Below are 15,339 nucleotides of genomic sequence, written 5' to 3' on the forward strand. Positions count from 1 at the left end.
AAGAATGATTTACGAATAACAACGATTATCATTTGAATTTACATGAATGTGAAATCTGTTAGGTAAATAGCTAGCGTCAGCTCACATAACCCTTGTTGTGTTTGGTTATGACTAAAACGAAAAGAGCGTCAGTCGCACGGACCTTTGATAGAGGTTTTAATGTGGGATAAGCAAAAGACTCACAGTATCGAGCTCAATATTGGCGTGGAACCGAAGAATGAAAACAAGTTAAAGATTTAAACCATACAAAAATAAAAACCAGCGACAGTGCGCTGGTTTTGGCTGCTCTTGAGCAGTTCTTAAGCTGATTTAACTCAGCCTATAAGGTGAATGCTTAAAAGATAGCTTCATCTAATTGCGTTAGCATTTCACTCGCCTGCTCAATTTGCTTACGCAGACTGCGACCTTGCACCGCCCAGTAAGCCATATAGAAATCGGCGGTTTTCAATTTGGCCTGATAAAATGCCGTTTCTTCAGTGCCCTGCTCCAGCGCTGCTAAGGCCACCGCGGCACTTCTGGCCCACATCCACGCCAGCGCAGTCACCCCAAATAACTCCAGATAAGCCATTGAGGCTGCGCCGATAATGTCAGGATTGGTCGCCGCATGGGTCGCTAAATAACCACTGGCCTTTTGCAAATCACCCGCACAATCCATTAAACCACTCACGTAAGGTTGCATCGCCGCATTGGTGCTATGTGACTGAATGAACTCAGTCACTAATGCCGACCATTGCTGCATCGCCGCGCCGCGGTCGCTAAGTAACTTACGCCCCACTAAATCCAACGCCTGAATGCCGTTAGTGCCTTCATAAATCAGTGCAATACGGCTATCACGCACAAATTGCTCCATGCCCCACTCATGGATATAACCATGTCCACCAAACACTTGCTGCGCATCGACACAGGCATTAAAGCCGCGATTAGTGATAAAACCTTTCACAACAGGCGTAAACAGGGCCGCTAACTGGGAGGCAACTTTGGCCTTGGCGGGATCGGTATGACGCTCGGCTTCATCGAGCCACAAAGCTTGTTGTCCAACTAAGGCTCTTGCGCCTTCATTAAAGGCTTTTTGCGACAGCAACATGCGGCGCACATCGCCGTGAACCAAAATCGGATCGGCGGCTTTTTCTGGGGCTTTGGCACCGCTTAAAGCGCGGCTCTGTAATCTGTCTTTGGCATAGGCTAACGCATTTTGATAGGCAATCTCAGACACACCCAGCCCTTGTACGCCCACGCCTAAACGCGCTTGGTTCATCATAGTAAACATGGCGCGCAGTCCTTGGTGTGGCTCGCCAACAAGCTCGCCCAATGCACCTTCAAACACCATCACACAGGTGGAGTTACCGTGAATGCCCATCTTATGTTCAAGGCTGCTGGCATATAAAGTGTTCGGTGCGCCTAAGCTATAGTCGCTATTCACTAGCACTTTCGGCACAGCGAATAGAGATATTCCCTTCACGCCTTCAGGTGCATCCGGCAAGCGGGCTAATACTAAATGCACTATGTTGTCGGTGAGCTGGTGATCGCCTGAGGAGATAAAAATCTTCTCGCCAGTGATAGCAAAAACACCTTCGGATACTGGCACGGCTTTGGTGCGTAATAAGGCTAAGTCAGTACCGGCGTGGGACTCGGTCAAATTCATTGTCCCAGTCCATTTACCGCTGACCAATTTACTCAAATATTTTTGCTTAAGCGCATCACTGCCGTGGGCATGGATGGCGGCATAGGCGCCATGGGTCAAACCGGGATACATGGCAAAGGCCATATTAGTTGCCGTTTGTATCTCAGTGGCAAAAATCCCCACCACTTCTGGCAGGCCTTGGCCGCCATATTCAGGATCGCAGGTCAGCGTTGGCCAGCCATTATCAACAAACTGCTGATAGGCATTATCAAATCCTTCCGGGGTAATCACCTTACCATCGACCAACTTACAGCCTTGCAGATCGCCGACACTATTGAGCGGCAGCATGACTTCAGTAGTAAAGTCGGCCATACCTTGCAGGATCGCATCGACAAGATCTGGATCGATTTCATCAAACCCCTTAAGAGCATCTTGCTGATAAATATGTAACATTTCATTGAGGATAAATTGATAGTCGCGCAGCGGCGCTTGATAGACTGGCATAATCGCTTCCCTTTTCTTGTTAGACTGCAACTCAACTAAGTGATCTGACCACTTTGGTGCTCTGACCACTTTAGCTAAATTTGCCGAAAAAGAAAGCACCCCACCAGCCAGCAAAGACTTTTGTTTACACAAACGAACAGCGAAACCGTAAATTGATCGCAACAAAGCCTTATGTTATCGCGGAAAACTTTGTAAGCTAACTGCCTGTTTTTCTGATATGCCAGCAGAGTTAAGGATATTGCTACTATGGGTTCTGTCACTACTAAAAAGCACGCCAACGGGCTCGATTATGTCGAAGTGAATACGGCGTTATGTCAGGCAAGAATTTTTTTGCAGGGCGCGCAAATAGACTATTTTCAACCCGTAGGAAAACCACCTTTACTGTGGGTTTCATCGGCTGACGATTATCAACCCGGTAATGGGATCCGTGGCGGAGTGCCTGTATGCTGGCCTTGGTTTGGCATGAGTAGTGAAGCAAACTTCCCCCAACACGGTTTCGCCCGCACCCGCATTTGGGCGCTGGAATCGGTAGAAATGCGTAATCAGTTAGTGGATTTACGTTTTAGCTTAAAAATCAGTGAGCATGATAAAATCTATTGGCCGCATAACACTGAGGTCAGCGTGTTATTCACCCTAGGTGACACTCTAAGCATTAGTCTTGTGAATACCAACTTAGGCGATGAAACCGTGACGCTTACCCAAGCGTTGCACAGCTATTTCCCGATTGAGGATATCCACCAACTCACAGCCAGCGGTTTTAGTGGCTCAAAATACATCGAATTTGCCGAGGGCCCTTATCCACAAACCACGGATGAAGTGCGCTTTGATCGCGAGACAGATCGTGTCTATACCGATCTCGGCCCTGTGCAATTATTGCATACGCCGCAGGGGATAATTGAAGTCAGCCGTGAAAACAGCCAGTCAGCGGTATTATGGAATCCATGGATTGAAAAGTCACAACGCCTTGGCCGGTTTAATCCAGAAGATTATCAGACCATGGTCTGCCTAGAAGCGGCCAATGTTTTAGAAGATAAAGTCGTGCTTGCCCCAAGTGAAACCCACAGTTTAGTGACGCATATTCGCTGGAAAGATTAACGATTTAATATCCTCGTTCTTAAAATCTAGAGCTTAAAATCGAGAGCTTAATTTCTAGTTCTAAATCCTAGCCACAAACGATACACACAAAAATGCCCAGTCCGATTTGCCAACGCAATCGGGACTGGGCATTTTTATCAGTGCAAAATCTAAGTTTTATAAGCTTATTTCGCCGATTTCTCGAGGCGCGCTAACAGGCTAGACGTATCCCAACGGTTACCGCCCATGCCCTGTACTTCTGAATAGAATTGATCGACTAACGCGGTTAATGGCAAGTGTGAACCATTGCGGCGAGCTTCTTCTAAGGCGATGCCTAAATCTTTACGCATCCAATCGACGGCAAAACCAAAATCATAGCTTTGGCCCCACATCGTCTTGTAGCGATTTTCCATTTGCCAGCTTTGCGCCGCGCCTTTGCTAATCACTTCAATGACTTTCTCGCCATCGAGTCCTGCCTTGCGCGCAAACTGTAATGCTTCAGCTAAACCTTGCACCACGCCCGCGATACAGATTTGGTTCACCATCTTAGTTAACTGACCTGCACCAACCTCACCTAAACGCTCGGCGCAGCGGGCAAAGGCTTCAATCACAGGTTTAACACGGGCAAACACAGCTTCATCGCCGCCAACCATCACAGTCAAGGCGCCATTTTCGGCGCCCGCTTGACCGCCCGACACAGGCGCATCGAGGAAATCAATGCCCTTTTCCGCTAACACTTGATGAAGCTCACGAGCGACATCGGCCGAAGCCGTAGTATGGTCAACCAGCACTGCGCCCTTTTTCATCCCATGAATAACGCCATCACTGCCTAATACCACTTCACGCAGATCGTTATCATTGCCCACGCAAGTAAACACAATATCTTGACCCTCTGCCGCTTCCTTTGGCGTTGGGCAGCAGCGTCCGCCATAGGTGTCGACCCAAGTTTGCGCCTTGGCAAAAGTGCGATTATAAACAGTGACCTCATGGCCTTTGTTCAGTAAATGTCTCGCCATGGGATATCCCATTACGCCCAAACCAATAAATGCGACTTTCGCCATGAAGTGCTCCTCAAATAAGTAAACAAGGTGAATCAATTAGAAATAGCTGAATCGAGTTTTATTTCATCTGTCCAATATGTTACCGCTAAAACCTCAACAACAAATACTAAAAAAATGCCACTGAGTGTTTCAATCTATAGAGTCAATTACGGATGCTTATTTAGGGGAATGGGCAGTAAAAATAATGGCGGCAGTGTAGCATTCATCCCGCATAGCGTCAGGTTGAAATCGGCCCTACAGGCAAACGCACTTTTCGACAGAGACAACAAAGGCGCCATAAGCGCCTTTGTTGATGTAATTTATGGGGCTATTTCACCACATGGGCTTCCATTTCGGCGCCAATCTTTTTACGCATTTCCATCAAGCGCAGTGCAGAATCCCGCAAATGAATATCATGTTCCGTCTGTGGTACCCACTCAGGCACTGGCGTTGGCTGGCCGTTTTCGTCAACAGCCACCATGATCACAATACAGTGGGTAGTCAAATGACGCTCGGAAACCTTAGGATCGCCTGCGCGCACATCAATACCGATATGCATAGAAGTTTTACCCGTATAAATCACCTTAGCGCTGACTTCGACTATGTTGCCCACTAAAATGGGTTGCACAAAACGGATCCCGCCCGCATAGGCAGTAATACAATATTTACCGCTCCAACCCGCTGCACAGGCATAGGCCGCGAGATCGATCCACTTCATCACAGCACCGCCGTGAACTTTACCACCAAAATTTACATCCGCAGGCTCTGACAAAAATCTCAGGGTGCTTTGTCTATCGATACCAGCCATATAACCTCAACTTATTCAGCCACTGTGGCTCAATGTCTTCGCGTAATAAGCTGAGTTTACGATAGAAATCCCCAATAGCGTAAAGATAATTACGATTGGCCTCGCCAAAAAATTCGATTTAACCAAAGTGACTAATAAGCACGCAGCAAAGCAGTAAACTCGGTAGGGCTAAGCGGTAAAGCCATAGCTGTAGCTCGCTGCTGACAAAGCGAGTGCCCTTTGCAAAAGTGTACACACCTAAGCCAAGCATAAAGAAACCCAGCACTTCAAGACCCGAGGACATATTACTGCCGCCACCGACATTAATCGCTGTCACCAATAAGGCAAACCAGACGACCACGTAAGCGGCGATTGCTAAGGTAAAAGTCTTGATCCCTATGTCTATGTTAGGATGCCAAACTTTAAATTCACCGCGGATCAACTCGGTCAGATTAGCCGTTAATGCGCCGATGAGGGGGACAAGCGGGATCACCGCAGGGTTTAACATGACACACTCCATCAAGTTTAAATATATCTGTCATTATCTGTGGCCAATAGAATTAAACAAGCTTGATGAACAAAGGTTAACGTCATGGATATCAGTTAGTTAGAAAGTGATTCTTATCACAATAAAGGCGTGAAATAATGCTACTCAATTCACAATCTCAATGGATTTTATCCATAAAAAATGCGCCATCAGGCGCATTTTTTCACTGTCTTTTTTTCACTAACAATGCAAGTTTTACACTTTCTTAAACAGTAATGAACCGTTAGTCCCACCAAAACCGAAGGAGTTACACAGAGCGTAATCCATCTTCACGTCACGGGCAGTATGAGCGACAAAGTCTAAATCACAACCTTCATCCGGATTATCCAAGTTAATGGTTGGCGGTACAGCTTGGTCGCGCAGTGCTAATAAAGTGAAAATCGCTTCAACTGCACCAGCAGCACCTAATAGGTGACCCGTCATCGATTTAGTCGAGCTAACCAGTACTTTATAAGCGTGGTCGCCAAATACAGACTTAACCGCTGCCGCTTCCGCTTTATCACCTGCTGGCGTCGACGTACCATGGGCATTGATATAACCAATTTGCTCCAGTGATAACTTAGCATCATTAATAGCATTGACCATAGCCGCAGCAGCGCCAGCGCCGTCGCTTGGAGGCGATGTCATGTGGAAAGCATCACCGCTCATACCAAAACCGACTAACTCGCCGTAAATGGTCGCACCGCGCGCTTTAGCGTGTTCGTACTCTTCCATCACCATCACACCTGCGCCATCACCGATCACAAAACCATCACGGTCTTTATCCCATGGACGACTTGCCGCAGTCGGATCGTCATTGCGTGTCGATAATGCTTTTGCTGCACCAAAACCTGCCACGCCTAAAGGAGAAGTGACATCCTCAGCACCGCCGGCAACCATCACGTCGGCATCGCCATAGGCAATGGTACGCGCCGCAAAACCGATATTATGCACACCCGTAGTACAAGCGGTCGTCACGGCGAAATTTGGCCCTTTCATGCCAAACATGATCGACAAGTGGCCCGAAATCATATTGATAATGGTACTAGGTACGAAGAAAGGAGAAACCTTACGCGGACCACCATTCATCAAGGCGCTGTGACCTTGTTCAATCAACCACATACCGCCCATACCTGCACCAATAGCAGTACCGACACGACCTGGATTTTCTTTACTCATGTCCAGACCTGAGTCTTGGATAGCTTGGATGCCAGCCGCCATACCGTATTGAATAAAGAGGTCCATCTTACGGGCGTCCTTTTTCGTTATGTATTGCTCAACATCGAAATCTTTTACTGAACCACTGAAACGAGTGGTAAATTCACTGGCATCAAATTTGGTTATCGGTGCAATACCACTCTTACCCGAAAGCAAAGCCTTCCAAGTAGTATCGACAGTATTGCCCACTGGAGTTACTAACCCCAAACCGGTTACCACTACACGACGTTTAGACACGGCAGTCACCTTTAAATGCTAAATTTGTTAGTTCTGATAGATAAAACAAGGTTTTCTATCATTAGACAATTTCTTAAATAACGTTTATTTAGAAAAATTCGCCAATCTGCGGCGAGCATCTCGTGGATAACAATTAAAACACGATCCAGAGACGATTGAATGGCACGGGGGCAGAATTTGACGGGGGTAAAACAAAAACAGGCGGCAAAAATGCCGCCTGTCTTCAAGAATTCAGAATTACTGATTCTTAGAAACGTAGTCGATCGCTGCTTGAACAGTAGTGATCTTTTCAGCTTCTTCATCAGGGATCTCGGTATCAAACTCTTCTTCCAGAGCCATAACCAACTCAACAGTGTCCAGAGAATCTGCACCCAGATCGTCAACGAAAGATGCCGCTGGCTTAACGTCTTCTTCTTTAACGCCCAGTTGCTCTACAATGATTTTCTTTACACGTTCTTCGATGTTGCTCATTAGTTTTCTTTCCTATTCAAATTACGCACTTGCGTAAGATTGCGAGTAGTTTATTAGATTTGGCTGACAATGCAAGCTTAGTTTTCGTGGTCTAACCACGAAATTTCACTATCAATTGATACAGATCACTACTCAGTTGCGACAGAAATCCCTGCCATTCGCCCTTAAACCATGTACATGCCGCCATTCACATGCAAAGTTTCGCCTGTGATGTAAGCGGCTGAGTCCGAGGCCAAGAAGAGCACTGCGTTCGCAATTTCTTGCGCTTGCCCTAATCGTTCCATCGGAACCTGTGACATGATAGCTTTTTGCTGCTCTTCGGTCAGCTCATCTGTCATATCGGTCTGGATAAATCCAGGAGCGATAGCATTAACTGTAATTTGACGAGATGCAACCTCTCTTGCAAGAGATTTTGTAAATCCAATCAAACCCGCCTTTGCTGCCGAGTAGTTAACTTGACCTGCATTCCCCATGGTGCCTACCACTGAACCGATATTGATGATTCGGCCAAAGCGCTTTTTCATCATGGTACGCATCACAGGTTTTGATAGTCTAAATAACGATGTCAGGTTAGTGTCGATAATATCCTGCCATTCATCATCTTTCATCCGCATCAGCAGATTATCACGGGTTATACCCGCGTTGTTGACTAGAATATCAACATCACCGGCTTTTTCTTTGATCGAGGCGAATAAATGTGTAACAGATTCACTATCTGTGACATTAAGCACTAAACCAAAACCTTTGTCACCCAGATATTCTTGGATCGCCGCAGCGCCCTTCTCACTGGTTGCGGTTCCAATAACAACGGCACCGGCTTCGACCAGTGTCTCAGCTATAGCACGGCCAATACCGCGGCTCGCACCTGTCACCAAAGCCACTTTGCCTGTTAAATTCAGGTTGAAACTCATACAAACTCCTTACTCAGTTAATGCTGCTAATGAAGCGACATCATTAACCGCTTGGGCTGATAGTGATTTATTAATTCGTTTTGCTAATCCTGTCAATACTTTACCAGGACCACATTCCACCAGTTGGGTAATGCCTTTTTGGGCCATTAACTCAACAGTTTCGCTCCAGCGTACAGGACAATATAACTGACGCACTAATGCATCTTTAATGTCATCAGCAGAGGTGGGTGATGCCACATCAACGTTGTTAATCACAGTAATCGTTGGGGCATTAAACTGTACATCGTTTAATGCCACGGCCAATTTATCCGCCGCAGGTTTCATTAATGCGCAGTGTGATGGCACGCTTACAGGTAACGCTACCGCCATTTTAGCGCCCGCAGCTTTACAAGCTGCAGCTGCACGCTCAACCGCGTCTTTTTGACCCGCGATAACCACTTGACCAGGGCTGTTGAAGTTAACTGGGCTCACCACGTCGCCTTGAGTCGCTTCGGCGCAAGCATTCGTGATACCCTCGTTATCTAAACCGATAATGGCATACATGGCGCCTGTGCCAGCAGGAACCGCTTGCTGCATCAGTTGACCGCGTAACTCCACCAATTTAATCGCGTCTTTAAAATCCATGACTCCGGCGCACACTAAAGCAGAATACTCGCCTAAGCTGTGGCCTGCCAACATGGCTGGCATAGCTTTGCCTGAAGCCACATAGGCACGCCAAATCGCCACGCTCGCCGCTAATAGAGCTGGCTGGGTTTTATCGGTTTCATTTAAGCTTTCAACGGGACCTTGCTGAACCAATGCCCACAGGTCATAACCTAAGACGTCACTCGCCTCGGCAAAGGTTTGCCCAACAACGGCGTGTGATTCGGCAAGCTCGGCTAACATCCCTAGGGCTTGTGAACCTTGGCCTGGAAATACAAAAGCAACATTTTCCATATTCAAATTACCTATGGCTAACTTAATTTATTGAAAATCATGTGGAAACACATGTAGAGCTTAGAAGCGGATAAGCGCACTGCCCCACGCAAAACCAGCACCAAAGGCCTCGAGCAGCAGTAGATGCCCACGCTGAATACGGCCATCACGCACGGCTTCATCTAATGCTATAGGCACAGAGGCCGCCGAGGTATTACCGTGTTTAGCTAAGGTCAATACGACTTTATCAAGACTCATATCGAGCTTTTTCGCGGTGGCATTAATAATACGGAAGTTAGCTTGATGTGGCACTAACCAGTCAATTTCTGACTTATCGATATTGTTGATGCGCAAAGTCTCAGTCACAACATGGGACAATTGAGTCACAGCCACTTTAAAGACATCGTTACCTTTCATGGTCATAAAGCCGACCGCTTCTGAGGTTTCGCTTTGGCGTGGTGGGAAAGCGCATTTCAATAAGTCGCCTTGGCGACCATCGGCATAAATGTGGGTCGAAATGATCCCTGGCGTTTCAGATGCGCCAATCACAACAGCGCCCGCACCATCACCAAATAAAATAATGGTTGAACGATCTTCTGGCTCACATAGTCGAGACAGCACATCGGCACCAATCACTAATACTTTTTTTGCCGCGCCCGTTTTTACAAATTGATCGGCAACAGATAAAGCATAAACAAAGCCTGAACAAGCCGCAGCGATGTCAAATGCTGGAATGGTATGCACGCCAAGCATGGCTTGGATTTCACAGGCCGCTGCTGGAAAAGCATTGGGGGCACTGGTGGTACCGCAAACGATCATGTCTAAATCTGATGCTTCTATGCCAGCCATTTCCAGCGCTTTGAGTGCCGCTTGGTAGCCCATAGTTGAAACGGTTTCATCGAAGGCCGCGATGCGACGTTCTGATATACCTGTACGTTCAACAATCCATTGGTCAGTGGTTTCCACCATTTTTTCCAAATCTTGATTGCTACGCACCTGCACTGGCAGATAACTACCAGTTCCGAGAATTTTTGTATGCATAAGGAGGGATCAGTTATTTATATCTAAAAGAATCGACTCCAAACGATCTTTTATCATTTCAGGGAGTCGACGTTGAGCTTCCGTTACTGCCAAACTAATTGCTTGTAAATAGGCAGTTTCATCCGCGTTTCCATGGCTTTTTACAACTATTCCGCGCAATCCTATCAGACTTGCACCGTTATAGTGGTCGGGGTTCATCTGACTAAGGACCGCCTGAATACGTGGGGCGATAAGTTTAGCCAGAAAACGAACGAATAAACCTTGGGTTAGTCCCCGTTTTAACTGATGTACCAATAACTTGGCAATACCTTCTGAGGTCTTGAGCGTGATGTTACCCACAAAGCCATCACAAACAATCACATCCACAATACCGGAGTAGATTTCATCGCCTTCGATAAAACCTGTGTAATTGATTTGATCTGTGTGTTGCAACAACTGCGCCGCTTGCTGAACTTGATCGTTACCTTTAATTTCTTCAATGCCCACATTGAGCAAGGCGACTTTTGGCCGAGATTTCTTATCTACCGCTTCGCACAGGACAGAGCCCATCACGGCAAATTGAAATAAGGTTTCCGAGTCACAGGAAATATTCGCGCCCAAATCCAATAAATAGACAGGTTTTTGGGTCACCGCAGGTAAACAACTCACTAATGCAGGACGGTCAACGCCAGGTAAGGTCTTCAGCAACACTTTCGCCATTGCCATCAGCGCACCCGTGTTACCGGCACTCACACAAGCTTGCGCGCGGTCGTCACGCACTAACTCAATCGCCAATCGCATGGAACTGTTTTTACGTGTACGCAAAGCATGCACAGGTCGATCGGACATACTAACGACTTCATCGGTATGAATGATTTCTATGCGTGAAAGTAAATTTGCTTCCGCTTGACGTAGATAGACATCAATTTCAGTCTTGTCACCGACTAAAATGATTTTAAGAAAAGAATGTAATTGTAGTGCCCGCAAGGCTGCAGGCACTGTGACGTGGGGGCCATGATCACCACCCATTGCATCTAACGCAAGCGTCAGATTCGTCATTAGGAAACCAACAAATTACTTGTTGATTACCTTTTTACCGCGATAGAAGCCATCTGCAGTCACATTGTGACGCATATGGATTTCACCGCTGGTAGCGTCTACAGACAGCTGAGCAGTGCTCAGTGCGTCATGTGAACGGCGCATTCCGCGCTTTGAACGTGATTTTTTGTTCTGTTGTACAGCCATTGGCCTGTCTCCTAGATTACTTGCTCTTCAGTTTTTCTAACACTGCAAACGGATTTGGACGCTCCTCATGAGCGGGTTCGATCTCGCCTACAACCATGTCTTTAGATCCAGCACTGCAATCAATTTCTTGATGCATTGGGATTATCGGCATAGCGACTATCAATTCATCTTCGATCAATTGATGTAGACGTACTTCGCCAATTTCATTGCACTCAATTGGGTCATACGCATCCGGGAGCTCATCGATTTCTGCCTTAGTCCGGCATGGACCGAAGCAAAACTCGACCGTAACCTCAGTGGTAAATAGCGTCATGCAACGTTGACATATCAGAGTGAGCTCCGTCACAGCCTTCCCTTTCAGGTAGACTATCCCCTGTAAATCTACGCCACATTCAAGCGACACTGCCACATCGGAACAGTCGCCGGAACATAACTCATTTAATCTTTTCAATTGCACACCAGGAACAACGCCCTGATAAACTAGGCGACTCGAGGCGGCGCGAAATGGATCAATTGAAACCGGTATCTTTACTGTTTGCATAAGGCGCGCATATTATAGTTTGAAAACGCTAGAGTCAAAGAAAAAATTCTAACTTAAGTCCCAGTTTGCGACTTAAGCCTTTCTCCAGCCCCAACATTGAAATTGACGGAAGCGAAATAGTACCCAAGCACGAGGTCGCATACAAGCATAAGCCGACTAAAATAGTCGCATTCACGGAAAAGAAACCGTAAAAGACGAAACTCTTGCACTCTCTAGCGCAGATTGGTCACAATATGAGTCACTCTTTTGCGGATATCCTATTATGCCAACCCCATTAATCTTAGCTTCGACCTCTGTATACCGACAATCTTTACTGCAAAAACTCGGTCTTCCCTTCGAATGCTGCAATCCTGATATTGACGAAACGGCGCATATCGATGAATCGGCCCATGCCTTAGTGCTGCGATTAGCCAAAGCAAAAGCCGTCGCAGGTGCAGAACAATTCCCCGATGGGCTGATTATTGGCTCCGATCAAGTTGCCGTCATTGATGGCAAGATTATCGGTAAGCCCCATGATTTTGACAATGCCGTCGCGCAGCTCACCCAAGCCTCTGGCAAGGCCATCACCTTTTATACTGGTCTTGCACTCTATAATGCCGAAACGGGCGCCATGGCCGCCGAGGTTGAACTCTTTACGGTTCATTTCAGGCATCTTAGCCATGCGCAGATTGTCGCCTACATAGAAAAAGAAGAGCCCTACTACTGCGCGGGCAGTTTTAAGAGTGAAGGCTTAGGCATAGCGTTATTTACCGAGCTTGAAGGTCGCGATCCGAATACCTTAGTTGGCTTGCCACTGATATTACTGACGGAAATGTTGTTAGCCCAAGGGGTAGACGTTCTCGCTTAACCGGCTTACACGTTAGCTTATTCGTTTACTGAGGTTTTGCTCTGCGTGCTCTGTTTATTAAATCGATTAAGCGCACCCAAAAAATGCCGAGCAGCAGATTCGTTTTATTGACGGGAAGATGGGACGTAAATAAAGGTAACAAAGAAGTACTCATGCGTAGCGGCATGTATTGCCGCTTCAGCATTAAATAGCAGTGTTAGAGGTATTGCAGCAATTGCGCAGGAGAGTCAATCAAGGCGATAGGTCCTGCTTGCAGTAACTTTTCGGCACTGTGGGCGCCATAGGTCACGCCAATACTATCAATCCCGGCATTGGCCGCCATGGTCAAATCCAGCAGAGAATCACCCACCATCAAGGCTCGGTTCGGAGCAATATTCAATTCTTTCAGCAAACTTGAGATCATTTCAGGATGGGGTTTGCTGTGCACTTCATCGGCGCAGCGTGATGCAACAAAGTATCGACCTAAGCCCGTTTGCGCAAAAACGCGGTCAAGCCCTGCACGGGCCTTACCGGTTGCAACAGCTAATTGATAACCTTGAGTATGTAACTCATCGATTAAAATAGGTGCTTGTGCAAAGAGTGGCGTTGGCGTGGTGTCTAAATGCAAATATTGTGCTTTAAACTCAACGCGCATCTGCTGATATGGATCATCTTCGCCTTGGCTAAGTGCATTTTTAGGATGCTGCTGATGCTGAGAATTGGCAGAAGAAGCGCTGAGATTGAGCCCATGAGGAAACAGGACTCGCAGCGCTTCAGTCATAGAAAGACCGATGATATCGCGAATATCGCTTTCGGTTGGGATAGGTAACTGCAATGCCTTAGCCATATTTTCAATACAGGTGATAATTTTACCGATGGAGTCCATCAGGGTGCCATCCCAATCGAAAATCACTAAATCGTATTGCTTTATCTTCATCCTTGAAACCTATCCCCGTCGATTACACACGCTTTAACTTATCTAATAATTGCGACAAATTTTCATCTAAAGGCGCAGAAACCCGCATCACTTCATCATTTTCTGGATGAATGAACATCAACTCAGCCGCATGTAAAAAGAGTCGAGTTAAGCCTAATGCACGCATGCTGTCGTCAAACCCTTGCTCGCTGTATTTATCATCACAGGCGATAGGATGACCCGCAAATTGGCAATGCACCCGAATTTGGTGAGTCCGCCCAGTGACAGGGCTTGCCTTCACAAGCGTACAACCTTGGTAACGCTGCATAATTTTAAAGCGCGTTTCTGAAGGTTTCCCTTCCGCATTAACACGTACAATGCGTTCACCGGATTTAAGGGTGATTTTTAATAAAGGCTGTTTAACGGCTTTATCTTGTGCAGACCATTCACCTTTCACTAAAGCCAAATAGTCTTTCTGCATCTTTTTATATCGAAGCTGATCATGCAGATGTTTAAGCGCACTACGTTTTTTTGCCACCAACAACACACCCGAAGTATCTTTATCGAGACGATGTACTAACTCTAAAAACTTCTGTTGAGGGCGCAGCGAACGCAGGGCTTCAATCACACCGTAATCGACACCACTACCGCCATGCACAGCAATACCTGCAGGTTTATTCAACACGATCAAATGATTGTCTTCGTGCAGAATACGGTCTTCGAGTTGCGAAACTTTGCTTAAGTTCGCCGATGGCGCGGTACGATTATCTGGCTCTGCCACTCGGACAGGCGGAATACGTACTATGTCACCAATCTGCAATTTATACTCGGGTTTGATGCGTTTCTTATTCACTCGAACCTCGCCCTTGCGGACAATCCGATAGATCATGCTTTTCGGCACGCCCTTCAGCTTGGTCATTAAGTAGTTATCGATACGCTGTTCAAAGTGATCTTCATCAATCGTGATCAACTGAACCTGTTGTGTGGTGGATTCTATATTCATGATGCGCCATCTAATTATAACGGTCGCCATTGTACAACAACTGAGAAGAATTGTGCCTTTCCATTGCTGAATTTTTTGATTATTGCTATATTTCACCAGCGATTAGGGATAAGCCGTGAATAAAGTGTTCACAACGCCCTGATCCCAAGCGGAAAATTTAACGGATAAAAAAACACTTTCCTGATAGCAAGTCATTGATTTGCAAATCGTATAATAAGTAAAAATACCACAAATGCGTTTTTTACGATTAAATCGAGAAAGTCGCCTTACTTTAATAAGGTTTACCCTAGATTTTCCTCCCCGATTTCGAAGGATATTTTAACTTGTCGTCAGACAAACCGATTCGACTTGGGCATTACCGGAAAGAAACTAAAGAATTTATGGGGTTGGTTGATGTTTTACAACGAATTCCTTGTTTTTGTAATCATTAAAAAATAAGCCATAAATAGGATGCGACACGCAGCGACTGCGTCTAACAGCAATG

Annotated in this window: 16 protein-coding genes; 2 read left to right on the plus strand and 14 right to left on the minus strand. The window is 46.3% G+C overall.

Annotated features, from left to right (window positions below; genetic code table 11):
• Positions 1-334 precede the first annotated feature (334 nt).
• A complete protein-coding gene (locus NE536_RS10370; protein ID WP_261272642.1) occupies positions 335-2,125 on the minus strand; it encodes an acyl-CoA dehydrogenase C-terminal domain-containing protein in 1,791 nt (596 codons plus the stop codon).
• A gap of 246 nt (positions 2,126-2,371) precedes the next feature.
• Here NE536_RS10370 and NE536_RS10375 point away from each other — a divergent pair, with 246 nt between their 5' ends.
• Positions 2,372-3,220: a D-hexose-6-phosphate mutarotase gene (locus NE536_RS10375; RefSeq protein ID WP_261272643.1), complete on the plus strand. Its 849-nt coding sequence runs from the start codon at positions 2,372-2,374 to the stop codon at positions 3,218-3,220.
• Positions 3,221-3,384: 164 nt separating this feature from the next.
• Here NE536_RS10375 and NE536_RS10380 read toward each other — a convergent pair whose 3' ends face one another.
• The 11 genes from NE536_RS10380 to yceD all read right to left on the minus strand — a co-directional run bounded on the left by NE536_RS10380 (position 3,385) and on the right by yceD (position 12,110).
• A complete protein-coding gene (locus NE536_RS10380) occupies positions 3,385-4,260 on the minus strand; it encodes an NAD(P)-dependent oxidoreductase (RefSeq protein ID WP_012088891.1) in 876 nt (291 codons plus the stop codon).
• 307 nt (positions 4,261-4,567) lie between these two features.
• Positions 4,568-5,047, minus strand: coding sequence for an acyl-CoA thioesterase (locus NE536_RS10385; RefSeq protein ID WP_106650221.1), 480 nt, complete (start codon positions 5,045-5,047; stop codon positions 4,568-4,570).
• Positions 5,048-5,165: 118 nt separating this feature from the next.
• Positions 5,166-5,534, minus strand: coding sequence for a hypothetical protein (locus tag NE536_RS10390; protein WP_259521461.1), 369 nt, complete (start codon positions 5,532-5,534; stop codon positions 5,166-5,168).
• A 234-nt stretch (positions 5,535-5,768) separates the two neighbouring features.
• Positions 5,769-7,007, minus strand: coding sequence for a beta-ketoacyl-ACP synthase II (gene fabF, locus NE536_RS10395; RefSeq protein WP_261272644.1), 1,239 nt, complete (start codon positions 7,005-7,007; stop codon positions 5,769-5,771).
• Positions 7,008-7,244: 237 nt separating this feature from the next.
• The gene (gene acpP / locus NE536_RS10400; RefSeq protein WP_006081231.1) at positions 7,245-7,478 is read right to left on the minus strand and encodes an acyl carrier protein; all 234 of its coding nucleotides are present in this window, start codon (positions 7,476-7,478) and stop codon (positions 7,245-7,247) included.
• A gap of 164 nt (positions 7,479-7,642) precedes the next feature.
• A complete protein-coding gene (gene fabG, locus NE536_RS10405; RefSeq protein ID WP_006081230.1) occupies positions 7,643-8,389 on the minus strand; it encodes a 3-oxoacyl-ACP reductase FabG in 747 nt (248 codons plus the stop codon).
• Between the two features lie 9 nt (positions 8,390-8,398).
• A complete protein-coding gene (gene fabD / locus NE536_RS10410; protein ID WP_261272645.1) occupies positions 8,399-9,325 on the minus strand; it encodes an ACP S-malonyltransferase in 927 nt (308 codons plus the stop codon).
• A gap of 60 nt (positions 9,326-9,385) precedes the next feature.
• Positions 9,386-10,345, minus strand: a complete 960-nt coding sequence (locus tag NE536_RS10415; RefSeq protein WP_261272646.1) for a beta-ketoacyl-ACP synthase III — start codon at positions 10,343-10,345, stop codon at positions 9,386-9,388.
• Between the two features lie 9 nt (positions 10,346-10,354).
• Positions 10,355-11,383: a phosphate acyltransferase PlsX gene (plsX, locus tag NE536_RS10420; RefSeq protein WP_261272647.1), complete on the minus strand. Its 1,029-nt coding sequence runs from the start codon at positions 11,381-11,383 to the stop codon at positions 10,355-10,357.
• Positions 11,384-11,398: 15 nt separating this feature from the next.
• Positions 11,399-11,569, minus strand: a complete 171-nt coding sequence (gene rpmF, locus NE536_RS10425) for a 50S ribosomal protein L32 (protein ID WP_006081226.1) — start codon at positions 11,567-11,569, stop codon at positions 11,399-11,401.
• Positions 11,570-11,585: 16 nt separating this feature from the next.
• Positions 11,586-12,110 (minus strand): 23S rRNA accumulation protein YceD, encoded by a 525-nt coding sequence (gene yceD, locus NE536_RS10430; protein ID WP_261272648.1) that lies wholly within the window; start codon positions 12,108-12,110, stop codon positions 11,586-11,588.
• 262 nt (positions 12,111-12,372) lie between these two features.
• Here yceD and NE536_RS10435 point away from each other — a divergent pair, with 262 nt between their 5' ends.
• Positions 12,373-12,957: a Maf family protein gene (locus NE536_RS10435; protein WP_261272649.1), complete on the plus strand. Its 585-nt coding sequence runs from the start codon at positions 12,373-12,375 to the stop codon at positions 12,955-12,957.
• 196 nt (positions 12,958-13,153) lie between these two features.
• On the opposite strand, the gene NE536_RS10440 is transcribed toward NE536_RS10435, so the two are convergent.
• Together NE536_RS10440 and rluC are read right to left on the minus strand one after the other, a co-directional pair.
• Positions 13,154-13,873, minus strand: a complete 720-nt coding sequence (locus tag NE536_RS10440; RefSeq protein ID WP_259482463.1) for an HAD family hydrolase — start codon at positions 13,871-13,873, stop codon at positions 13,154-13,156.
• 22 nt (positions 13,874-13,895) lie between these two features.
• Positions 13,896-14,855 (minus strand): 23S rRNA pseudouridine(955/2504/2580) synthase RluC, encoded by a 960-nt coding sequence (rluC, locus tag NE536_RS10445; protein WP_261272650.1) that lies wholly within the window; start codon positions 14,853-14,855, stop codon positions 13,896-13,898.
• Positions 14,856-15,339 lie beyond the last annotated feature (484 nt).

Source organism: Shewanella septentrionalis (assembly GCF_025370265.1).
Classification (GTDB): Bacteria; Pseudomonadota; Gammaproteobacteria; order Enterobacterales; family Shewanellaceae; genus Shewanella; species Shewanella hafniensis.